General features: G+C 68.9%; 19 protein-coding genes, 2 tRNA genes and 1 pseudogene. 15 read left to right on the top strand and 7 right to left on the bottom strand.

Annotated features, from left to right (window positions below):
• Positions 1–4: 4 nt before the first annotated feature.
• Positions 5–1,645: a phosphoglucomutase (alpha-D-glucose-1,6-bisphosphate-dependent) gene (gene pgm / locus AB2L57_RS15940; protein ID WP_409047534.1), complete on the bottom strand. Its 1,641-nt coding sequence runs from the start codon at positions 1,643–1,645 to the stop codon at positions 5–7.
• A 96-nt stretch (positions 1,646–1,741) separates the two neighbouring features.
• Here pgm and AB2L57_RS15935 point away from each other — a divergent pair, with 96 nt between their 5' ends.
• The 5 genes from AB2L57_RS15935 (at position 1,742) to pheA (ending at position 6,791) form a co-directional block, all read left to right on the top strand.
• A complete protein-coding gene (locus tag AB2L57_RS15935) occupies positions 1,742–2,407 on the top strand; it encodes a response regulator transcription factor (protein ID WP_409047533.1) in 666 nt (221 codons plus the stop codon).
• Positions 2,400–4,547: a sensor histidine kinase gene (locus AB2L57_RS15930; RefSeq protein WP_409047532.1), complete on the top strand. Its 2,148-nt coding sequence runs from the start codon at positions 2,400–2,402 to the stop codon at positions 4,545–4,547. The genes AB2L57_RS15935 and AB2L57_RS15930 overlap by 8 nt, the downstream gene beginning before the upstream one ends.
• 121 nt (positions 4,548–4,668) lie before the next feature.
• Positions 4,669–5,247, top strand: coding sequence for an alternate-type signal peptide domain-containing protein (locus AB2L57_RS15925; RefSeq protein ID WP_409047531.1), 579 nt, complete (start codon positions 4,669–4,671; stop codon positions 5,245–5,247).
• Positions 5,248–5,255: 8 nt separating this feature from the next.
• Positions 5,256–5,828 carry a signal peptidase I gene (locus AB2L57_RS15920; protein ID WP_409047530.1) on the top strand — a complete coding sequence of 191 codons (573 nt, stop codon included), beginning with the start codon at positions 5,256–5,258 and terminating at the stop codon, positions 5,826–5,828.
• A gap of 6 nt (positions 5,829–5,834) precedes the next feature.
• Positions 5,835–6,791: a prephenate dehydratase gene (gene pheA, locus AB2L57_RS15915; protein ID WP_292809953.1), complete on the top strand. Its 957-nt coding sequence runs from the start codon at positions 5,835–5,837 to the stop codon at positions 6,789–6,791.
• Between the two features lie 21 nt (positions 6,792–6,812).
• Here the strand turns inward: pheA and AB2L57_RS15910 are convergent, their stop codons facing one another.
• The 3 genes from AB2L57_RS15910 to AB2L57_RS15900 all read right to left on the bottom strand — a co-directional run bounded on the left by AB2L57_RS15910 (position 6,813) and on the right by AB2L57_RS15900 (position 10,703).
• On the bottom strand, positions 6,813–7,877 hold the full coding sequence (locus AB2L57_RS15910; protein ID WP_292809955.1) for an LLM class flavin-dependent oxidoreductase: 1,065 nt from the start codon (positions 7,875–7,877) through the stop codon (positions 6,813–6,815).
• A gap of 220 nt (positions 7,878–8,097) precedes the next feature.
• Complete coding sequence (locus AB2L57_RS15905) at positions 8,098–9,471, bottom strand: deoxyribodipyrimidine photo-lyase (RefSeq protein WP_292809957.1); 1,374 nt, start codon at positions 9,469–9,471, stop codon at positions 8,098–8,100.
• Between the two features lie 71 nt (positions 9,472–9,542).
• On the bottom strand, positions 9,543–10,703 hold the full coding sequence (locus AB2L57_RS15900) for a diacylglycerol kinase family protein (RefSeq protein WP_292809958.1): 1,161 nt from the start codon (positions 10,701–10,703) through the stop codon (positions 9,543–9,545).
• Between the two features lie 77 nt (positions 10,704–10,780).
• On the opposite strand from AB2L57_RS15900, the gene serS reads away from it, so the two are divergent.
• From serS to AB2L57_RS15875, 5 genes are all read left to right on the top strand, one after another.
• Positions 10,781–12,046 carry a serine--tRNA ligase gene (gene serS / locus AB2L57_RS15895; protein ID WP_409047529.1) on the top strand — a complete coding sequence of 422 codons (1,266 nt, stop codon included), beginning with the start codon at positions 10,781–10,783 and terminating at the stop codon, positions 12,044–12,046.
• Positions 12,043–12,999, top strand: a complete 957-nt coding sequence (locus tag AB2L57_RS15890; protein WP_292809960.1) for an HAD family hydrolase — start codon at positions 12,043–12,045, stop codon at positions 12,997–12,999. The genes serS and AB2L57_RS15890 overlap by 4 nt, the downstream gene beginning before the upstream one ends.
• A gap of 128 nt (positions 13,000–13,127) precedes the next feature.
• Positions 13,128–13,215 (top strand) — tRNA-Ser (locus tag AB2L57_RS15885).
• Between the two features lie 37 nt (positions 13,216–13,252).
• Positions 13,253–14,518 (top strand): LCP family protein, encoded by a 1,266-nt coding sequence (locus AB2L57_RS15880; RefSeq protein WP_292809962.1) that lies wholly within the window; start codon positions 13,253–13,255, stop codon positions 14,516–14,518.
• A gap of 103 nt (positions 14,519–14,621) precedes the next feature.
• Positions 14,622–14,713 (top strand) — tRNA-Ser (locus tag AB2L57_RS15875).
• A 144-nt stretch (positions 14,714–14,857) separates the two neighbouring features.
• Here AB2L57_RS15875 and AB2L57_RS15870 read toward each other — a convergent pair.
• From AB2L57_RS15870 to AB2L57_RS15860, 3 genes and pseudogenes are all read right to left on the bottom strand, one after another.
• Positions 14,858–16,068: pseudogene (locus tag AB2L57_RS15870) on the bottom strand (integrase core domain-containing protein).
• Positions 16,069–16,193: 125 nt separating this feature from the next.
• Positions 16,194–17,324, bottom strand: coding sequence for a tyrosine-type recombinase/integrase (locus AB2L57_RS15865; RefSeq protein WP_409047528.1), 1,131 nt, complete (start codon positions 17,322–17,324; stop codon positions 16,194–16,196).
• Positions 17,317–17,907 carry a hypothetical protein gene (locus AB2L57_RS15860; RefSeq protein WP_100812806.1) on the bottom strand — a complete coding sequence of 197 codons (591 nt, stop codon included), beginning with the start codon at positions 17,905–17,907 and terminating at the stop codon, positions 17,317–17,319. Before AB2L57_RS15860 ends, AB2L57_RS15865 begins: the two co-directional genes overlap by 8 nt.
• Positions 17,908–18,020: 113 nt before the next feature.
• Here AB2L57_RS15860 and AB2L57_RS15855 point away from each other — a divergent pair, with 113 nt between their 5' ends.
• The 5 genes from AB2L57_RS15855 (at position 18,021) to AB2L57_RS15835 (ending at position 20,456) form a co-directional block, all read left to right on the top strand.
• Positions 18,021–18,251 (top strand): AlpA family transcriptional regulator, encoded by a 231-nt coding sequence (locus AB2L57_RS15855; RefSeq protein WP_232711389.1) that lies wholly within the window; start codon positions 18,021–18,023, stop codon positions 18,249–18,251.
• 34 nt (positions 18,252–18,285) lie between these two features.
• The gene (locus AB2L57_RS15850; protein WP_100812807.1) at positions 18,286–18,750 is read left to right on the top strand and encodes a helix-turn-helix domain-containing protein; all 465 of its coding nucleotides are present in this window, start codon (positions 18,286–18,288) and stop codon (positions 18,748–18,750) included.
• Positions 18,751–19,030: 280 nt separating this feature from the next.
• Positions 19,031–19,690 (top strand): ParA family protein, encoded by a 660-nt coding sequence (locus tag AB2L57_RS15845; protein WP_100812808.1) that lies wholly within the window; start codon positions 19,031–19,033, stop codon positions 19,688–19,690.
• A 2-nt stretch (positions 19,691–19,692) separates the two neighbouring features.
• On the top strand, positions 19,693–20,145 hold the full coding sequence (locus AB2L57_RS15840; protein ID WP_219811481.1) for a hypothetical protein: 453 nt from the start codon (positions 19,693–19,695) through the stop codon (positions 20,143–20,145).
• The gene (locus AB2L57_RS15835; protein WP_181003473.1) at positions 20,145–20,456 is read left to right on the top strand and encodes a glutaredoxin family protein; all 312 of its coding nucleotides are present in this window, start codon (positions 20,145–20,147) and stop codon (positions 20,454–20,456) included. Before AB2L57_RS15840 ends, AB2L57_RS15835 begins: the two co-directional genes overlap by 1 nt.
• Positions 20,457–20,560 lie beyond the last annotated feature (104 nt).

Genomic DNA, 20,560 nt, shown 5'->3' with positions numbered 1-20,560 from the left:
CGCTTCAGTCGCCGAGGGCGGCAGACACCACGGCGCGGGCTTCGGCCTGCACCTGAGCGAGGTGCTCGGGACCGCGCAGCGACTCCGCGTAGAGCTTGTAGACGTCTTCGGTGCCCGAGGGGCGCGCCGCGAACCACGCATGCTCGGTCACGACCTTCAGCCCCCCGATCGCCGCTTGGTTGCCGGGGGCGTGCGAGAGCTTCGCGAGGATCGGCTCACCCGCAAGCTCCGTCGCGGTGACGGCATCCGGCGACAGCTTCGACAGCGCCGCCTTCTGCGCGGGGGACGCGGGCGCGTCGACCCGCTGGTAGACCGATGCGCCGAACTCGGCCTCGAGCTCGGCGTAGCGCTGCGAGGGCGTCTTGCCCGTGACCGCGAGGATCTCGGCCGCGAGCAGACACAGGATGATGCCGTCCTTGTCGGTCGTCCACACCCCGCCGTCGGTGCGCAGGAACGACGCCCCGGCGGACTCTTCGCCGCCGAAGGCGACGGATCCGTCGAGCAGGCCGGGCACGAACCATTTGAACCCGACCGGCACCTCGAGCAGGCGCCGCCCGAGCGACTCGGTCACGCGGTCGATGATCATCGACGACACGAGCGTCTTGCCGACGGCGGCATCGGCGCCCCAGCCCGGGCGGTGCGAGAACAGGTAGTCGATCGCGACCGCGAGGTAGTGGTTGGGGTTCATCAGGCCGGCATCGGGCGTGACGATGCCGTGCCGGTCGGCGTCGGCGTCGTTGCCCGTGAGCAGGTCGTAGTCGTCGCGTCGTGCGACGAGAGAGGCCATGGCGTTGGGCGACGAGGGATCCATGCGGATCTTCTCGTCCCAGTCGAGCGTCATGAACTTCCACGTCGGGTCGACGTCCGGGTTCACGACGGTCAGATCGAGTCCGTACATCTCGGCGATGAGCGCCCAGTAGTCGACCGATGCCCCGCCGAGGGGGTCGGCGCCGATGCGCACGCCCGCGTTCTTGATCGACTCCAGGTCGATGATGCTCGCGAGGTCGCGGACGTACTCCTGCCGGAAGTCGTAAGTGCCCAGCGAGTCGGCCACGATGTCGGCGAACCGCACGCGCTGCACGCCGTCCAGGCCCGCGGCGATCAGCTCGTTGGCCCGGTTCGCGATCCAGCCGGTCGCGTCGGTGTCGGCCGGCCCGCCGTTCGGCGGGTTGTACTTGAACCCGCCGTCGCGCGGGGGGTTGTGGCTGGGGGTGACGACGATGCCGTCGGCGCGGCCGGAGTCGTCGAGGTCGAGATCGCGGTTGTACGCGAGGATCGCGTGGCTGAGCGCGGGCGTGGGCACCCACGAGTCGCGCGCATCGACGCGCACGTCGATGCCGTTGGCGACGAGCACCTCGATGGCGCTGCGCTCGGCGGGGCGCGAGAGGCCGTGCGTGTCGCGGCCGAGGAACAGGGGGCCCTCGATGCCCTGCGCGCGGCGATAGTCGATGATCGCCTGCGTCGTGGCGAGGATGTGGTCTTCGTTGAAGCTCGTCGACAGCGACGAGCCGCGGTGGCCGCTCGTGCCGAACGCGACGCGTTGTTCGGGGATGCCGGCGTCCGGCTTTCGGTCGTAGTACGCCGAGATGAGTTCGTCGATGTCGATCAGATCGGATGCCTCGGCGGGCTGTCCTGCGCGGCTCATGTGCTTAGTCTGCCCTGCCGAGGGCGCTCCAGCATCCTTTCGTCGCGTTCCCACACCCGGGCGGGGACGTGCCGATATGGTTCGAGAGTGCCGCGTGTGACGGAAGTGCAGCCGACCGCGATGCCGACGCGGGTCGCGATCGTCGATGATCACGAACTCGTGGCGATGGCGGTGCGGGCGATCGTCGACGATGCACCCGATCTGGTCTTCGCCCGGCACGAGACGACGATGGATGCTCTCGTCCGCCGTCGTCGGGACGCCGATCTCGTCGTGCTCGATCTGAGTCTGCCGGATGGCACAGCCCCCGACGCGAACGTACGGGCGGCCACTGCGTGGGGGGCGTCCGTGCTGATCCTCACCGCCGCGGAGAATCCCTACCTCGTGCGCGAGGCGTCGCGGACGGACGCGCTGGGCATCGTGCGCAAGTCCGTACCGCGCGATGTCCTGTCCGCCGCGCTGCTCGCCGCGGCACGCGGGGAGTACGTGCCCACGACCGAGTGGGCGTCGGCCCTGGACACCGACCCTCTGCTGCGTGCGGCGCCTCTCACCGCTCGGGAGCGAGAGGTGCTGGGGCTCTACGCCGTGGGCCTCGGTGCCAAGGAAGTGGGGGCCGCGCTGTACGTGAGCGAGAACACCGTCAACGATCATCTGCGCCGTATCCGCGCCGTGTACCGCCAGCTCGGGCGCCCCGCGGCGACGAAGATCGAGCTGTACCAGCGGAGCCTCGAGGACGGCTTCCTGCCTGCTCCGCGCCGTGGGTGAGCTCGCGCGGGGGATGCGCGGCGGACGCCGCGCAGAACTCGCCGCTGCGCGGTTGCTCGTCTCGGGGATCGCCGTCACGGTGGTGATCTCGTCCATCACGACGTTCGTCGTCGCTGATCCTCAGGGCCGGGTGGAGCTGCCGGGTTGGTTCTCCGTCGTGACCGGTGCGGCCTTCGCGGTGCTCGTGGTCGTGGGCGCTGCATCGGCATGGGTGGGGGTGGGGGCGCTGCGGGTCGGCGCGGCGGCCGGGGTGGCGATCTTCTTCCTCGCGCTCGTCTTGTTCGCCCCCGCGAGCGGGGTCCTGGATGGCACCGCGACAGCGGGAACCGTGCCCTGGGCGCTGACGGCCGTGGGCGGATTCGCCGTCGCCGCCGTGGTCGCGGGGGGAGCGGGCCTGGGCTGGGCGGCGATCCTCGCCTGGGCCGGGCTCGTGGCGGCCTACCGCGTCGCCCTGGGTGGCTACTCGATGACGGGGCTCGCAAACGATGCTCAGGCGCTGATGACCGGCGCGACGCTCTGCCTGATCTCGGCGCATGTCCTGCGGGTCAGCCGGGAGCTGGATGCGACCGCGGGGAGGGTGAACGCCGTCGTGGCCGAGCAGGGGGCGGCACGGGGTCGCCTCGCTGCGCGCGCCCGTGTCGCCTCCTTCGTCCACGACGACGTCCTGGCGGCGCTCCGCGGCGCATCGGAGGCGGTCGTCGGCTCGGCCGAGGCGGTGCGCCTGCAGGCCCGGCGGGCGACCGCCGTGATCGCCGTCGAGACGGAGCCCGACGATTGGATCGATCGACTGCGGGTGCTCGCCGACGAGGCGGGAGCGCACTTCACCGTCGAGCGCGTGGCGCGGGCCGTCGCTCCCGGCGAGCACGTCATGGACGCGGTGGTCGTCGCGGCGCGGCAGGCCCTCGACAACAGCGTTCGGCACGCGGGGACGTGCACCCGGAGCGTTCGCCTCGAGGTCGGCGGGGCCGGTCTCGTGCTGTGGATCGTCGACGACGGCGTGGGATTCTCGGCCCACTCGATGGCTCCGGGTCGTCTGGGGATCGCGACGAGCATCGAGGGCGCCATGCGGGACCTGGCCGGCGGGGACGCGCGAGTCGCATCGGCACCGGGGCGGGGCACGACCGTGGAGCTGCGCTGGGACGAGGAGAGCGGTCCCGACGACCACTTCGCCGAGCCCCCCTCGTTCCGGCGCCCCGTCTTCTCGCTTCCGGGGGTGCTCGCCATCGCGGCTCTCTTCGTGCTGACGCAGACGCTCGTGGCCGCGGTGGCCGTCGTCGCCGACCCCGGTGCGGGATGGTGGCCGTTGACCGTCCTGGCGGGCATCCTGGCGGCGACCGCGCTTGTTCTGCCCATCCCGCCGGGGCGCGCGTCGCGGGGCGTCGCGGTGGTCGTCGTCCTCGGCGTCACGATCCTCGGCGGGCTGCTCGCGACCCCGCCACCCCTCACCTACGGAAGCGCGTGGTTCATCCCCGCTGCCGGGTTCGTCCTCGTCGCCGTGGCGTTCGACGCGCGTCCCGCACTCGCGGTCGTCGGTCTCGTCCCTCTCCTGCTCCTCCCCGTCGCGGACGCGTTCGTGCGGGGCGGCGACCTGACTCAGATCGTCAGCATCGTGGTCCGGACGGCGACGATCGTCGGCCTCGGGGCGCTCTTCGCGGCATCCATCGTGCGCATGCGACGATCGACCCGAGCGTTCGCCCGTCGAGCGGCATCGGCGACGCAGCAGCGGGAATGGGATCGCGCGGCACAACACGAGATCGAGGATCGGCGCGCCGAGCTCGACGAGCTGGCAGGGCCCCTTCTTGCACGCGTCGCCTCCGGTGAGCAGCTCAGCGCCGACGATCGTGCGCATGCCCGGGCACTGGAGGGGCGACTGCGGGATGGCTACCGCGCGGGCCGGCTGCTGCACCCTCCCCTGATCGAGGCCGCCGTACGCGCGCGCACCCGCGGGGTCGACGTGGTGCTGCTCGACGACGCGGGACAGGCGGAGATCGACGCGGTCGCCGCCGCAGCGATCGCGGAGTGGATGCGGGGCGTCGTGGATGAGGCGCACGACCGGTTCGTCGGCCGGCTGCTCCCGCCAGGTCGGGCGACCGCCGCTCAGGTCGTCGTCGACGGCAGCGCCCGGAACTTCCCGGGCTGAGCCGCGCCAGCTTCCACAACCACCGACCTCGGTGGTTGAAGCCCGCGTTCCGGTGACGCGCGCGCCCCTAGCGTGAGCGGTGTCCCCGCACGATGCCGTTTTCCTCTCCCCAAGGAACACCATGAACAAAGTCCTCAAAGGAACCATCGCCGCAGGCGCGGCCGTCGCTCTCTTCGGGGGTGGTGCCGGATCGCTCGCCTACTGGCAGGCCTCGGAGAGCACCGATGAGCTGACCCTTCAGATGGGGCACGTCCAGCTCATGGAAGGCGCGAAGACCTACTACCTCAACGGCGATGAGGTGACCTATGAAACGCTGAACAGCTACGACAGCCGGCTCGTGCCCGGAGATGTGGTCACCTATAACCACCGTTTCGGGATCGATGTCGCGACGGGGGCGGACACAGTCCTCAACGTCGCCGATCTGGAGTTCGAGAACACCCCGCAGTTCGTCCTCGACGCGATCGAGACCGATCTCACGGTGAGTGTCGTGGAGGAGTGGTCCGAGAATCTGACGTTCTCGGCAACGAATGAGGCGCGTTCGTTCAACGTCTCGGGGCGCGGCTTGGTGGAGGTCACGGTCACGGTCGCCGTTCCCGCCGACCACGCCGACTCGGAGACGATGGTCTACGGCATCAGCTTGAAGCCGCTGCCGGTGACGCTGACGCAGGTCGCCGAACCTCTGCCTGACGCCGTCGGCTGACCCGGTCGGTGATCGCCTCACTCGGTCGGGGCCTGGCGTGGGGCGCGTTCGGCCTCGTCGCGCTGATCGCCGCGCTGGTGCTCGTCGTGCCCGTTGTGGCCGGGGGTGAGCGGTACACCATCCTCGGCGGCTCGATGGAACCCGCGATTCCGCTCGGGTCGCTCGTCGTCGTGCAGCCCCGCGAGTTCGACGAGGTCCGGGTGGGCGATGTCGTCACCTTTCAGCTCGAATCCGGCAAGTCCCCCGTCGCGACGCACCGTGTCGTCGGCGAGGGTCGGGCGGGCGACGGCGAGCGCGTGCTGGTGACGCAGGGCGATGCGAACGACGCCGCCGATCTCGAACCCGTCCGGGCGCCCCAGCTGCGCGGAGTGCTGCTGTACAGCATCCCGTTGCTCGGATGGATGAACGTCCTGATCTCGGGGGAGTTGCGCGCATGGGTGCTCCCGCTGGCGAGCGGGGCGTTGCTGGTCTACGCCATCTGGATGTTCGTGAGCGCCTGGCGCGATCGCATCCGCCGGCAGGGAGAGGTTCGCACCCGCCTCGAGGCACCCGAACAGGGCGCGGATGCCCGACTAGGCTGACTGCTTGTGACGACCGCCGCCGAACCCGCCCCCCGCACCTACAGCTACCTCGGGCCGGCCGGAACCTTCACCGAGGCGGCCCTCGCGCAGGTGCCCGAGGCGCGGGGGCAGCGCTGGCGGCCAGTACGCAACATCGGCGAAGCGCTCGCCGATGTCACCGAGGGCCGCTCGCACGCCGCGATGATCGCGATCGAGAACTCCGTCGACGGCGGTGTCTCGACTGCACAAGATGCTCTGGCCACCGTTCCCGGACTGCGCATCGTGGGTGAGTATCTCGTGCCTGTGAACTTCGTGCTGGTCGCTCTGCCCGGCACGAGCCTCGCGGACGTCGACGTCGTGGCCGCGCATCCCGTCGCCTACGGGCAGTGCCTGCAGTGGCTCACCAAGGCCCTGCCGGGGCACGCCCACCTGCCGAGCGCGAGCAATGTCGCGAGCGCCGTGGGCCTGCTCGATGGAACGAACGACGCCGATGCCGCGATCGCCCCGCCCACCATCACCGAGCACCACGACCTGGCCGTCCTCGCCGAGAACATCGGCGACAACCCGAGCGCCGTGACGCGGTTCGTGCTCGTCAGCCGTACGGTCGCCCCGGCGCCCCCGACCGGCGCTGACAAGACGTCCCTCATCGTCGAGCTGCCCGAAGACCACCCGGGAGCACTTCTCGAACTGCTCGAGCAGTTCGCCACCCGCGGCATCAACCTCAGCCTGCTCGCCTCGCGCCCGATCGGCGACGCCCTCGGCCGCTATCGGTTCGTCATCGACGCCGACGGGCACATCCACGACGAGCGCATGGCCGACGCCCTGCTGGGCCTGCGGCGGTTCAGCCCGAAGGTGCTCTTCCTCGGCTCGTACCCCCGTGCCGACCGCAACGTCGTCCGCTATCCCGATCGTTACTCCGACGACGTCTTCGTCGAGGCGCGCGATTGGCTGCGCGGACTGCTCAGCGGCGCCCCCGAGGCGTAGCCCGGGAGCGACGCGGCGGCGTCAGCCGACCGCCGCGCGGGCGCCGGCCGCGACGAGCTCGAGTGTCTGCGCGCGGCCACCCGCAGCATCCCGTGGCTCGGCGTCGAAGGCGCCCGCGACCGGCGAGAGCATGACCTCGTCGACGCCGTGCAGGTTCGCGAAGGCCGCGACCTCGGCGGCGACCTGCTCGCCCGTGCCCACGAACCACCGCTGCCGGCCCGACGCCACGAAGGACTCTGCGATCGGGTCCATGGGCTCGGCCTGCGCCTGCTCGACGGTTTCGAGGGGGATGAGGGGCTTGTTGGTGCGGAGCCTGGCCATCATCCGCAGCTGCGGCAGCGCACGCGCCTCAGCCTCGTCGGCGGTCGCGGCGGCGACGACGTTGACGGTCACGAACGTGCGAGGCGCGGGGTGCGACTGGCTGGGGCGGTACTGGTCGCGGTAGAGCGCGAGCGCCCGCTCGAGTCCCTCCCCGGCGAAGTGGTTCGCGAACACGTACGGAAGACCGAGGGACGCCGCCAGCTGCGCCGAGTAGTCACTCGATCCCAGCAGCCAGACCTCGGGTGCGGCGCCCGCCGCGGGGGTGGCGTGCACGTCGTACGTGCCGCCGCTGGTGAAGCGCACCGTCGCGCCCTCGGGGGAGGACATCGCGAGGATGTCGCGGATGTTGTCGGGGAACCGGTCGACCTCGCTCGTCGTGCCAGACTGGCGCAGCAGCTGAGTGATGCCGGGATCGCTGCCGGGCGCGCGCCCGATGCCGAGGTCGATGCGCCCCGGCGCGAGGGCCTCGAGCGCGGCGAACTGCTCGGCGACGATGAGGGGCGAGTGGTTGGGCAGCATGACGCCACCGGAGCCCACGCGGATGCGCGCCGTGCGCGCGGCGGCGGCGGCGATCAGCACCGGCGGCGCCGTGGACGCGACCGCCGGCATGTTGTGGTGCTCGGCGAACCAGTACCGGCGATAGCCGAGCTCGTCGGCGGTGCGTGCGAGATCGAGGGATGCCGCCACCGCCTCGGCGCTGGTCTGCCCTGACCTCACGGGCACGAGATCGAGCACGGACAGGGCGGGGGCGGCGGAAGAAGACATCGCAGAGTCAAACGCGCGGGGCCGCCGGGCATTCCCGCGGCCTCTGCGGGACCCGCGGGGCGGGGTCGGCCGGAGACGGGGCAACACTCCGGAGAGTTGCCGCGTCTGTCGGCTCCGGGCGCCGATATCGGCCCCTCGGGGGCGATGTCTCCGGAATGTTGGCACGCGGCGCCCGCGGAGCCCGCGCCGTACGCGCCGCACGGCCGGGCGGGCGCCGGGCTCAGCGCGCTGCGCGCTTGACCTGCTCGTACGCCTCGAGTGCCGCGGCGCGCGAGCGCTTCAGATCGACAAGGGGCTCGGGTCCGCGGCCCTCCGCGTGGTCGGGCGCCCACTCCCGCACGTACGTGCCGTGTCTGTCGAACTTCTCGGCCTGCAGCTCGGGGTTGAAGACGCGGAAGTACGGTGCCGCATCGGCCCCCGAGCCCGCGACCCATTGCCAGTTGAAGGGGTTGGAGGCGCCGTCGGCGTCGACCAGGGTGTCCCAGAACCACTCCTCGCCGCGCCGCCAATCGATCAGCAGGTTCTTGATCAGATACGACGCCGTCACCATGCGGACGCGGTTGTGCATGATGCCGGTGCGCCAGAGCTCCCGCATGCCGGCGTCGACGAGCGGCACGCCGGTCCGGCCCTGCTGCCAGGCCTCGAGGTGCGAGGGCTTGAGCCGCGGCCACGGAAACGCATCGAACTCGCGGCGCAGATTCACTGTCGCCAGATCGGGATGCGAGAACAGCACGTGCGCGGCGAACTCACGCCAGCCGATCTCGCTCAGAAACCGCGACGCGGCGCCCGCGTTCGCTCCCGACTCCCGTGCCGACACCGTCTCGTGCCACACGGTGTACGGACTGATCTCGCCCCAGCGCAAACGCGGGGACAGTCGCGAGGTCGCTCCCGCGGCAGGTTCGTCGCGCGCGGCGTCGTAGTCGGCGAGATCGTCGGCGAGGAACTCGCGCAGCCGTGCCCGCGCGGCCGGCTCTCCCGGCTCCCACACCTCGCGCAGCCCGCCGGCCCAGTCCGGCGCGGTCGGCAGCAGAGCCCAGTCGTCGAGCTCGTCGGAGTCCACTCGCTCCGCAGGGGCGGGCACCGCGCGCGGCTCGGGAAGCGGAGCGCGCGGCGCGGGCAGCGCGAGACACGCCTTCCAGAACGGGGTGAACACCGAGTACGACCCGCCCGCGCCGGTCGTGACGGTCCAGGGTTCGAAGAGCAGCGACCCGGCGAACGACGCGACCTCGACGCCGTCGGCCCGCAGCGTCTCCTTCAGCCCCGCATCGACATCGCGCTCGGCGCCGCCGTAGCGACGGTTCCAGAACACCGCGCCCGCGCCGGTGTCGCGTACCACCCGCGGCAGCACGTCGGCGGCGGTGCCGCGGCGCAGCACGAGCGTGCCGCCGCGCTCGTGCAGGCGCTCGCCCAGCGATGCCAGCGACCCGTGCAGCCACCACTTCGCCGCTCCGCCGAGCGGCCTGATGCCGGGGGAGACCTCGTCGAGCACGTACACCACGACAACGGGTTCGTCGCGGTCGAGAGCAGCGCGCAGGGCGGGGTTGTCGGCCAGGCGCAGGTCGTCGCGCAGCCACACGATCGAGGGGCTCGTCATTTCTGCAGGCTACCGGCGCGGGGATGCTGCGGCGCGGCCTTGACGCGCGACGCCCGACCGGGCAGAGGCCGCTACAGGGACGACGTGTCGTGCCCGTCCGGCACGACGATGAGCAGCGCGCCGCGGTCGATCGTGCAGCGGATGCGCACCGCTTCGCCGAACTCGTCGCCGTCGAGCTCGATGGGCTGCGCCGGCTGGGTCGCCAGCTCGATGCCCTCACCCTGCAGGTAGCGCACCGACGAGTCGCGGCCGCGACGCTCGAGTACGCGGCGTCCCGCGCGGAAGCGGCGCAGCACGCTGTTGTCCCACCAGACCTTGCGCCAGACGCCCAACCAGCCGAACGCGCCGGTGGGCTGGATGATCGCGACATCGAGCAGGCCGTCGGCGACCGAGGCCTCCGGGATCAGCGAGATGCCCGCGGGCAGCGCGCCGCAGTTGGCGAAGAGCACGCTCTGCACCTTGGCCGAGTGCAGCCGGCGTTCCTTCATCTGGTACATCACGCGGAACGCCTTGGCGGTCGCGAGCGAACGTGCCGCGCCGTCGACGTAGGCGACCCAGCCGACGGCCTTCTTCAGCTGCGAGTTGGTGTTGGCGATCATCGCGGCGTCCAGGCCGATTCCGGCCATGACCACGAAGGCGTGTCGATTGCGCGTGCCATCGGCACGGCGGATGTCGGCGAACCCGATGTCGACGGGGTGCGTGTCGCCCGCGAACGTCGCCGCGACCATGGGCTCCGGGTCGTTCAGGGGCAGGTTCAGGTTGCGCGCGAGGAGGTTGCCGGTGCCGCTGGGCACGATCGTCAGAGGCGTGCCCGTGCCCGCCATCGCCTCGGACACCGCGCGCACCGTGCCGTCGCCGCCCGCCACGAGCACGGCGTCGACGCCCTCCTCGAGTGCCTGGCGGGTGACGTCGTCGCCGAGGTCGTCGACGGTCGTCTCGAAGAAGATCGGCTCGGCCCAGTCGGCCGCCGCCGAGAGGTCGGTGACGAGGGCACGCAGGCGATCGGGCGTGACCTTGATGGGGTTGTAGACCAGCGCCGCGCGTTTGCGGGGCGCGGGGTCGGGGGCATCCATCGAGGTCGTCTCGCCCTCGGGGGTGACCTGACGCGCCGCGCCCGATTCGCCGTCGGCCTTGTCGGGCGCGATGTCATCCGGTTGACGGATGACGTCGTCGGGCCGGGCGGCCTCCGCGGGGTCCGGTTCGTCGTCGGAGGTGCCGGAGGCCGCGGTCATGGGTCCACCTTAGGGTCAGGCCGGGCGCCCGTCCGTGCCCGCGAACCGGCGATGAATGCCGCAACTAGACTGTCCGGGTGATCGATGCCCTGCTCCTTCGCGACCACCCCGACCTGGTGAAGCGCTCGCAGGTGGCGCGCGGCCACTCGCCTCAGACGGTGGATGCCGCCCTCGATGCCGACCGCGAGCGCCGTGCCGCGCTCTCCTCGTTCGAGGAGCTGCGTGCCGCGCAGAACGCCTTCGGCAAGCGGGTGGCGGCCGCCCCGAAGGACGAGAAGGCCGCGCTGGTCGCCGAGGCGAAGGGCATGGCCGAGCAGGTCAAGCAGGCGCAGACCCGGGTCGCCGCGGCGGAGCAGGCGGCAGCATCCGCCCTCTCGCGTATCGAGAATCTCGTGATCGAGGGCGTTCCCGCGGGCGGCGAGGAGAACTTCGCGCTCGTGCGCACCGTCGGCGAGCCCGTCGCGTTCGACTTCGAACCCCTCGACCACCTCGCGCTCGGCGAGAAGCTCGGCGCGATCGACATGGAGCGCGGCGCCAAGGTGTCGGGGGCCCGCTTCTACTTTCTGAAGGGCGTGGGCGCACGCCTCGAGCTGGCGCTCATGAACCTCGCGCTGAACACCGCGATCGAGGCCGGATTCACGCCGCTCATCACGCCGACCCTCGTCCGCCCCGAGATCATGAAGGGCACGGGGTTCCTCGGCGAGCACGCCGACGAGGTCTATCACCTGCCCGACGACGACCTCTACCTCACCGGCACGAGCGAGGTGGCGCTCGCCGGTTACCACAAGGACGAGATCCTCGACCTGTCGGAGGGGGCGCTGCGCTATGCCGGCTGGTCGACGTGCTACCGCCGCGAGGCGGGGTCGCACGGCAAGGACACGCGCGGCATCATCCGCGTGCACCAGTTCAACAAGCTCGAGATGTTCGTCTACACCACCCCCGAAGACGCCGAGGCCGAGCACCTGCGTCTGCTGGCGTGGCAGGAGCAGATGCTGCAGCCGCTCGGCCTGTCGTACCGCGTGATCGACGTCGCCGCGGGAGATCTCGGGTCGTCGGCGGCTCGCAAGTACGACATCGAGGCGTGGATTCCCACGCAGGGTGCGTACCGCGAGCTGACGTCGACCTCGAACTGCACGACGTATCAGGCGCGCAGGCTCGACATCCGGCATCGCCCCGACGGCGGCAAGACGCAGACGGTCGCGACCCTCAACGGCACGCTCGCGACGACGCGCTGGATCGTCGCGCTGCTCGAGACGCACCAGCGGGCCGACGGGTCGGTCACGGTGCCCGAGGTGCTGCGCCCGTACCTCGGCGGCCTCGAGGTGCTGGAGCCGATCGCATGACCGCGTACCGGGCGAGCGACGAGGGGCCCGAGGGGTCGGCCTCGCTGCCCGAGTCCGGATCGATCGAGATCGTCACGCCCGACGAGGCAGCCGATCTCGTCGAGGACATCGCCGAGGAGACGGGGGATGCTGCAGCGACGGCATCCGCGCTCGCTCCGATGCTCATCGTGCTCGACATCGACGGCACGGTCCTGCTCGAGGACGAGACGTTGAGCCCGGGCATCGTGGAGGCCGTGGCCGATGCACGCGAGGCCGGCCACGAGGTGATGCTCGCCACCGGCCGCAGCTGGGAGGGCACCCGCGGTATTCTGCGGGCGCTCGAGCTCGACCCCGAGTACGTCGTGTGCTCGAACGGCGCCGTGGTGCTGCAGCGGGTGGACCGCGACGACGTGCACTACGAGCGGGTGCACACCGAGACCTTCGATGCGACCGCCGTGCTGACCCTGCTGCGCGAGCACCTGCCCGATGCGCACTACCTCGTGGAGCTGCCCAACGGCGAGCGCATGTACACCGAGTACCTCGACGACTGGAACCTGCTCGCCGCTCACCGCGTGCCGTTCGAGGAGCTCGCGGCGGTGCCCGTGTGCCGCGTCGTCGTCGTCTCGCCGGAGCACGCCGAGTCGGACTTCCTCGAGCTGGTCGATCGCATCGGTCTCAACCAGGTCTCGTACGCCATCGGCTGGACCGCGTGGCTCGACATCGCACCCCAGGGGGTCGACAAGGGCACCGCGCTCGAGATCGTCCGGGGCTGGCTCGGCATGCCCGCCGACCGTGTGCTGGTGATCGGCGACGGTCGCAACGACGTCGGCATGTTCGAGTGGGCGCTCGCGCACGGAGGGCGGGCGATCGCCATGGCGCAGGGACCCGACGAGGTGCGCGCGGCGGCGGGCGAGGTGACGACTTCGGTGCAGGAGGGCGGGGTCGCCGCGATCCTGCGGGCGCTCGGTCGCTGACGCGCGAGCGCCACGCCGAAAGCGTCCCGCTTTCAGGGCCTTGCCAGCCGTTCCTGCCAGAATCGGGGCCATCTCGTCTGTCGGTTAGACTCGACGCCGTCGACGGTTCCGGGTTTCCGGTGCCGCCGGGAGGGTTGTCCGAGCGGCCGATGGACCTGGTCTTGAAAACCAGTGGGCAGCAATGTCCCGTGGGTTCGAATCCCACACCCTCCGCCAGACGTTCTCGGCGGACCCCCGCCCCGAGAGGATCCGAGTGAGCGAGACGAAGCCGCCGAAGCGTCGGTCGACCGTCGCCCGGCACGGTCAGCTGTCGTCGCCGTCCGCCTGGGGTCAGATCGTGCGGTTCGTCGCCGTCGGGCTCGCCGTCGTGATGGTCGCGGGTGTCGGGGTCGTCTCGTACACCGCCTACACGGCCGTCGCGAGCTTCACCGACGCGGCTGTCGAGCTCGAGGGGCAGGCGGCCGTACCGCCCGACATCGGCGAGATCGAGGGCGGGGTCAACCTGTTCGTCGCCGGCACCGACGCGTGCGAGCCGGAGTACGCGCAGTACTTCGGCGATCGCTGCACGGGCCCCGACGCCGGGGGCGAGCTCAACGACGTCAACATGCTCGTGCACATCTCGGACGCCCCGCGTCGGGTGACGGTCGTGAGCTTTCCGCGCGACCTGATGCTGCCGATCCCCGAGTGCACCGACCCCGAGACGGGACGCACGTCGTCGGCGATGAGCAAGCAGCCGCTCAATTCGACCTTCTCGTACGGCGGACTCTCGTGCGCCGTCAACACGATCTCCGACCTCACGGGGCAGAACATCCCGTTCGCCGCATCGATCACATGGGGTGGCGTGATCGAGGTCACCAACGCGATCGGCGGCGTCGAGGTCTGCATCGCCAACGGCATCACCGACTACCACACGGGCCTCGACCTGCCCGAGGGCAATGTGACACTGCAGGGCATCGAGGCGCTGCAGTTTCTGCGCACCCGCCACGGCGTCGGCAACGGAGGCGACCTCGGCCGTATCTCGAATCAGCAGCAGTACATGTCTCGTCTGGCGCGCAAGCTGATCAGCGACGAGGTGCTCGCGAACCCCGCGACACTGTATTCGCTCGCCGGCACCGCGCTGCAGAACATCACGCCGAGCGCGACGCTGACCAACCCGCTGACGCTCGTGCAGATCGCGCTCGCCGTCAAGGACGTTCCGTTCGACGAGATCGTCTTCATCTCCTATCCCGTGCTCACCGACCCGTCCGACTCCAACCGCGTAGTGCCCAACTATGCGGCGGCCGAGGAGCTGTGGGCGGCGCTCGAGGCCAATCAGCCGCTGCAGCTGTCGGGCGAGGCGAGCCAGGGTGACGGCGTGATCGTGCAGTCCCCCGAGCCGACGGCCGAGCCCGCACCCGAGCCGTCCCAGGAGGCCACTTCCGGCGCGACGCCCGAGCCCACCGAGACCGCCGCAGTGCTGCCCGAGGCGATCGCGGGCCAGACGGCCGCCATGGACACCTGTTCGAACGGCAACGGCTGACACCCGCGTGGATGCTGTGGCCACAGCATCCACGGTTCGTCGTGTGCCGCGGTTGCGGTTAGTATTGCGGGGTGCGCCCGCGCCGTTTCGCGTTGGGTGCCATGGAGACGTCGCATAGTCAGGCCTAGTGCACCACCCTGCTAAGGTGGAGTCCCCTCACGGGGACCGAGGGTTCAAATCCCTCCGTCTCCGCCACAGAATTCTGCGACATAGTGGCGTATTCACGCGGGTCTCAGGATCGTTGCTCGGGTGCTTCGTCCTCATTCGAGAACAAATTGAGAACACCCGAACGGGACGCAGCTGCATGTGATGTCTCAGGACATGGGTGACGGTTCTGCATCAGGACATCGGTGACACTTCTTGTATCAGGACATCGGTGGCAGTTCTTTGGGTTTGGGTCCGCGGGGCCTGCCGTTGCCGACGTAGCGGATGCCGGGTGGTGGCCAGAGGTGTTCGACGATGAGGGTGCCGCGTTCGTCGAAGACCATGATCCCGGCGGGCTCGTAGAGGACGAACACGTCCTGTCCGCGCATCGGGTAGCTGATGTTGAAGATGCAGCCGCGGACCTTGATTGATCCGTTCGGATGGACTGTCGCGACGCGGATCCCGTCGAGCACCCGACCGTTCGGCGAGGGTGCCGGCGGGAGCGGATCGTTCGGCTTGCGTTTGATGGTTCGAGGTCTGGGCGGGGTCGCTTTCTGTGTCGCTTCCCACGCCTGCAACGGTGTGATCCGGCCGGGCAACGCCTGATGCGGGCGTTCGGTGTTGTAGATGTGGTCGAACCGGTCGACCTGAGCCTGCAGTTCTCGGAGGTTGCCGGCGATGGGCTGCTTGTCGAGGTAGCGGAACAAGGTCTGGTGGAACCGCTCGTTCTTGCCTTGCGTGGTCGGCTTGTAGGGCTTCCCGGTGATCGGTTCGACGCCGAGCCGGGACACATACTCGACGAGCTGCCCGATGATTCCGCGGCGTGAGGGGTTCAGTGCGATGCCGTTGTCCGACAGCAGCCGCTGAGGAACACCGTGACGTTTGATCGCCTTGCGGACCACCCGGATCGCGTCTCTGGAGGTCTCGCCGACGGCGGCGTGGGACGCGACGGCGTAGCGGGAGTGGTCGTCTATGAGCTGGAAGATCACGCATTTGCGGCCGCCGGCGAGGACGTACTCGGTCGCGTCGAGCTGCCAGCATGCGTTGGGCGCCGGATACACGAACCGGCGATACGCGGCCCGCGGCTTCTTCCTCGGCTCGACTCGGGCGACACCGGCCTCCCGGAAGATCCGCGCCAGAGCAGCGATCGACGGCACCGGTGCCATCCCCAGGGCGATCATCTTGTCGTGCACGCTGATCGGCCCGTGATCCAGCCCGGACTCCTCCAGCGCGCGCCGCACCCCCACTGCCTGAACCTTGACGTCGTCGGCGATGGCCGTCGGGCTGGACTTCGGTCGCCGGCTCCGCGGCTCGAGCGCCGCGGCCTGCCCCTCGACGAGGGCGCGATTGCGGATCGCGTAGAACGTCTTCCGCGAGATCGAATGCTCCGCGCAGAACGTCGTCACTACCCCACGCGGCGCATCCGGCGGCCACTGCGCGATCGCGAGACGGACACGAGGATCGACAGGCTCAACACGGCTCATCCCTCACAAATAGAGGAGAAGTGTCACCACCAAACAGCCCCGAACTGTCACCGATGTCCTGATGCAGACTCGTCACCGATGTCGTGAGACATGACACGGGACGCAGCTGCATCCAACGCGATCGAAACCGAGTCAAGGTCGTCGTCGAAGAGATCGCTGTACACGTCGAGTGTCATCGCCGCGGACGCGTGTCCGAGCATTCTTTGGATGGTCTTGACGTGCGCGCCGGATTGAACCGCGAGCGATGCGGCAGTGTGACGCAGGTCGTGTGGAGTCATGAGGGCCAAGTTCGCTTCCTTCAGGGCGACCTTGAACCAAGATCGCGATCCTTCGCTAGCCCGAGTGCGGCGCATGTAGCCGCCATCCCGGCCCGCGAAGACGAGCGCGTCGCCGTCAAGGCGCGAGGTATGAAGGCGGAGGTGTTCCAAGACGAAGCGCGGCACAGGCACGGCGCGGCTTTTGTGTGACTTCGGTGTTCCCAGATGCACCCTGTTGCCTACTTCCACTGCGTTGTCTTCGATCCGAAGACGCCCGCGTTCGAAGTCAATGTGGCGGACGCGCAGCCCTGTAGCTTCCGCCCATCTGATGCCTGTGTAGGCGAGGACCAGCACAAGCAGCCTGTGACTGCCTGATGCCCGTGCGAGGGCGGCAACCTGCTCGTGGGACAGATACCGGTGGGTGCGCTTCTTCTTCCGGGGTAGTGGGATGTCGCCCACGCGTGCTGGGTTCAGCGAGATGCGTTTGTCGTGTACGGCATCGTCCAGGATGCCTGCAAGCACACCGAAAGTCCGGATAGTGACCGTGGCGCCGACCTGCTTGCTGAGCTTGCCGACCCAGTCTTTGATGTCCGAGTGTCGGATGTCGGACAAAGCCCAACGACCCCACGTGGGTTGAACACGTAGGCGCCATGCCGTCTCGACGGGTGCGAACGAAGACGGCTTCATAGAAGCACGTTTGCTTTCGACCCACCCTGGGCCGAGCGTGTTGATCGTGACGCGTGCCGCTTTCGGATCGATGAACTCGCCGCGCGCCCGGCTGGACTCGACGTCAGCGAGCCAGAGTTCCGCATCTCGCTTGCGGCTGAACCCTCGTTTGGCGCCGTTGCTGCCATCCGGCTTGCGGTACCGGACGAGATACCGGCGGCCTTTCGCGGAGTCGTATGAGTGGACGCTACCCATCCGCCTGTCGGCCGGCGATGTAGCTCATGCCTTCGAGGCGTCCTGCGGTGCGGGCTTTGGAGATCCAGTCCGCGGCGGTGCGGTAGGGCACGTTGAGTTCGGCTTGGACGGCTTTGGTGGGGGGCTGACCCGAGAGCGCGGCGGCGCTGTAGATCAGTTCGACGAGATCCATCCGCGCTTCTTTGTTAGCGCGTTGCCGTGCCTGTTCGGCCATCCACTCGGGGACGAGACGACCCTCTGCAGTTGTTAGCTCGCTAACAGTTGTGGGGTCGTTCCCGTCGTCGAGGGAGATCGCGATGCATGACGGTGTTGCTGCCTGCACGATTTCTTGGACGCGCACGCGGCGGAGCGCGGCGCCATTGATCTCGCCGCCGGGTTCGGCGATGACCACGTTGACGGACGTGACACGGTAGCGGCCGAGTTCACGGTCGTAGCGGGCTTGCACGGTTGTTTCGTGCGGGACGTCGTCTTCTTCGATGGTCGCCCGGAAGGCCGGGACGATGCGCAACGCGGACCCGATCGGGAGTGTGGCGTCGCGCCAGGTGACGGGGTCGCCTTCGAGTGTTCGCACGTCGATTTTCACCTCCTTAGTTTGCCTCTCCGCGTCACGAATATGCATGTATAACCTTGACGTAGTTTGTCACATCTGATTCACTCTCGTCAAACCTTGTCGGGTATACGCAAAGGAGTTGGATCATGGCAAACACCACGAACACGATGCGAACGGGACTGGCCCACACGTTCCTCAGCCCGGATGAAGTCGCGGCGATGCTCCCGGGGGTGACCAAGGGCAAACTCGCGATGTGGCGGTACGAGGGCAAGGGTCCGCGGTACCGCAAGCTCGGGCGCACAATCGTCTACGCGCTCGACGAGTTGGAGGAGTGGATCGAGGCGTCAACCTGCGATCGCACGTCCGAGGCGGTGTGACTCGTGACGTGGATGACGAGGTCAGAGGCCGAGCATGAGCTTGAGCGCACGCAACTGGGCGTGGGAGACGGACAACCGCCCGAGGATCGCGACCGATACGCCCGCAGGTCTGGAAGATGTGCCCTGGGTGCCACTGACCCCGGCCGAGAAGCTGGTGCTGCTGTGCCTGGCGGAGCTGGAGAGCGCGGCCGAGGGGTACGCCTACCCGTCGTACGCAACGATCGCACGTCGTACCTGTTTGAACGTACGCACCGTGCAGCGGGTGGTGAAGGTGCTCGGCGAGTCGGGACTGGTGCACGTCGCTCGCGACCGGCGGGTAGACGGAAGGTGGCTGTCGTGCATCTACCGATTCCCCGCGGTTCCCGAGGAGTACCGCGAGAAGGATCAAGCGTGGATGCATCGCCAGAGGTTCGCCGCAGCGAACGGCACTATCCACAGTGTCGGCGCTCCGTCCGATGGCAGGCCATTGTCGGGGCGCATCCGGGCAGGACACCGATAGGGCCGACAGCGGGTGTCGGTTTCGTGTCCTGTCGGTATCGGCATCACGCCGAGAGGGCTATCGGCGTCACGTCGCGCGCATATCGGTCTGTTGTCTCACTAGTAGTGAGAGATCAGGGAGATGAACAGAGAAGGGAACACCGAACGGCAAATCCGCGGATCCGGGCTATCCGGCTACGGGGAGGGACGGCTGGCGTCGGAACTCCGACACTCTCGAACCTCGGGACTTCCGTACTCCGACACATCCGACCTTCCGAAGTCCGGCATTTCGGGAGTGCGTCGTGAAAATCGTCGCCGTGGCAAATCAGAAGGGCGGGGTCGGCAAGACGACCGTCGCGATGCAACTGGCGGCTCACCTGTCCAGGACATTTCGGATGCTGGTCGTTGATGTCGATCCGCAGGGTTCAACCACGTGGTGGGCGCAGAACATGGCCGCACACATCCCGTTCGACTTCGCCGACGACCACGACCCTGGCGTGCTTACCCGACTGCGTGAACTCGACGACTTGTACGACCTCGTCGTTGTCGACACTCCAGGAAGTCTCGAAGACACCCGCACCCTCGAGGCTGTCCTCGACGCTGCGGACTACGTCATCGTTCCGGTCGTCCCCGAGCCGATGGCGATCGACCCCACGCTCCGCACGGTCACCCGCCTGATCGAACCGCGCGGACTGCCCTACCGGGTGCTGCTGAACCGCGTGGACGGGCGTATCCCGGGCCAGTACCAGCAGTGGCAGACGGTGTTGCAGGATTCGTTCGGACTGCTCACCTTCCAGTCCTATCTGCGCCAGTACCTGATCCACGCCCATGCTCCGATGCTCGGACGGTTAGTCACCAACCTCGCCGACACCCGCCGCACCGAGGGATCGATCGCCGACATCACCCGCGTCGGATTCGAGCTGACGTCACACCTGCAGTCCGGACTGCACTCGAGGTGGTGACGATGGGCAAGATCGACCTTGCAGGACAGCTGGGTGACGCGCGAGCGCGCGTCACGTCACTTGCCCCGCCGACCGGGCGCGCAATGGCCAATGAGATGGAGGCGAAAGCCCCTCCGCTCGTGCGAGGCGTGGCGAAATACGCACGTCTCACCCGGAAAGAAACTCGGCTGCGGGAGGACCAGTATGTCGAGCTCACCCAACTCGCTCGCGCACTGATGCGGCGCCGCACCGACCGTCAGGAGCGGATCACCGAGAACACGCTCGTCCGCGTTGCGATCGACCTGCTGCTGGCGAACGCGGATCAGCTCGTCGGCGACACCGAGGACGCACTCCTGCAGTCCGTGATTTCCGAACATCCGCACTCTCGGACTTCAGGAGTCCCGGACTCTGCAACTTCAGGAGTGCCAAGGATCGGGGCGTCGGCTGTCGAACGAACGGCGCGGGAGTTGTCCTGATGCTGTCCGTGAACGTCTACTCGACCGGGCCGTCCTGCCAGCGGTGTCGGCTGACGATCCGCAAGTTGGAGGAGAGCGGCATCCGCTTCGCCGTGATTGACGTGACGGATGTGGGCAATCTGGCGGCTCGCGATTTCATCACCGAAGATCTCGGGTACAGCGAAGCGCCCGTGGTCATCGTCGACAATGAGCCGCAGCACCACTGGTCAGGATTCCGGCCCGATTTCGTAGACCGGCTCGCCAGCGCAGGCACGACCCATTCGCCAGCATCCGGTCCGGCTGCCACGTTCATGGCCGGGATCGGGCGGTGATGCCCGATGGAGGAATCGGAGGAGGCGGGCGAGCGGATCCGTGAGTACAAGCGGCAGTGGCGGCAGAACAACCAGGATCACATCCGCGAATACCGGAGGAACTA

This window comes from Microbacterium sp. HA-8, assembly GCF_046111165.1.
In the GTDB taxonomy this organism is placed as follows: domain Bacteria; phylum Actinomycetota; class Actinomycetes; order Actinomycetales; family Microbacteriaceae; genus Microbacterium.
Note: the sequence above shows the minus strand (reverse complement) of the source record. Positions and strands in the feature narration are given on the sequence as shown.

What these genes read in the sequence shown, in the direction of transcription:
- pgm (WP_409047534.1), bottom strand. Translation starts at nt 1,645, where the DNA reads ATGAGCCGCGCAGGACAGCCCGCCGAGGCATCCGATCTGATCGACATC.
- AB2L57_RS15925 (WP_409047531.1), top strand. Translation starts at nt 4,669, where the DNA reads ATGAACAAAGTCCTCAAAGGAACCATCGCCGCAGGCGCGGCCGTCGCT.
- AB2L57_RS15910 (WP_292809955.1), bottom strand. Translation starts at nt 7,877, where the DNA reads ATGTCTTCTTCCGCCGCCCCCGCCCTGTCCGTGCTCGATCTCGTGCCC.
- AB2L57_RS15905 (WP_292809957.1), bottom strand. Translation starts at nt 9,471, where the DNA reads ATGACGAGCCCCTCGATCGTGTGGCTGCGCGACGACCTGCGCCTGGCC.
- AB2L57_RS15900 (WP_292809958.1), bottom strand. Translation starts at nt 10,703, where the DNA reads ATGACCGCGGCCTCCGGCACCTCCGACGACGAACCGGACCCCGCGGAG.
- AB2L57_RS15890 (WP_292809960.1), top strand. Translation starts at nt 12,043, where the DNA reads ATGACCGCGTACCGGGCGAGCGACGAGGGGCCCGAGGGGTCGGCCTCG.
- AB2L57_RS15865 (WP_409047528.1), bottom strand. Translation starts at nt 17,324, where the DNA reads ATGGGTAGCGTCCACTCATACGACTCCGCGAAAGGCCGCCGGTATCTC.
- AB2L57_RS15855 (WP_232711389.1), top strand. Translation starts at nt 18,021, where the DNA reads ATGGCAAACACCACGAACACGATGCGAACGGGACTGGCCCACACGTTC.
- AB2L57_RS15850 (WP_100812807.1), top strand. Translation starts at nt 18,286, where the DNA reads ATGAGCTTGAGCGCACGCAACTGGGCGTGGGAGACGGACAACCGCCCG.
- AB2L57_RS15840 (WP_219811481.1), top strand. Translation starts at nt 19,693, where the DNA reads ATGGGCAAGATCGACCTTGCAGGACAGCTGGGTGACGCGCGAGCGCGC.
- AB2L57_RS15835 (WP_181003473.1), top strand. Translation starts at nt 20,145, where the DNA reads ATGCTGTCCGTGAACGTCTACTCGACCGGGCCGTCCTGCCAGCGGTGT.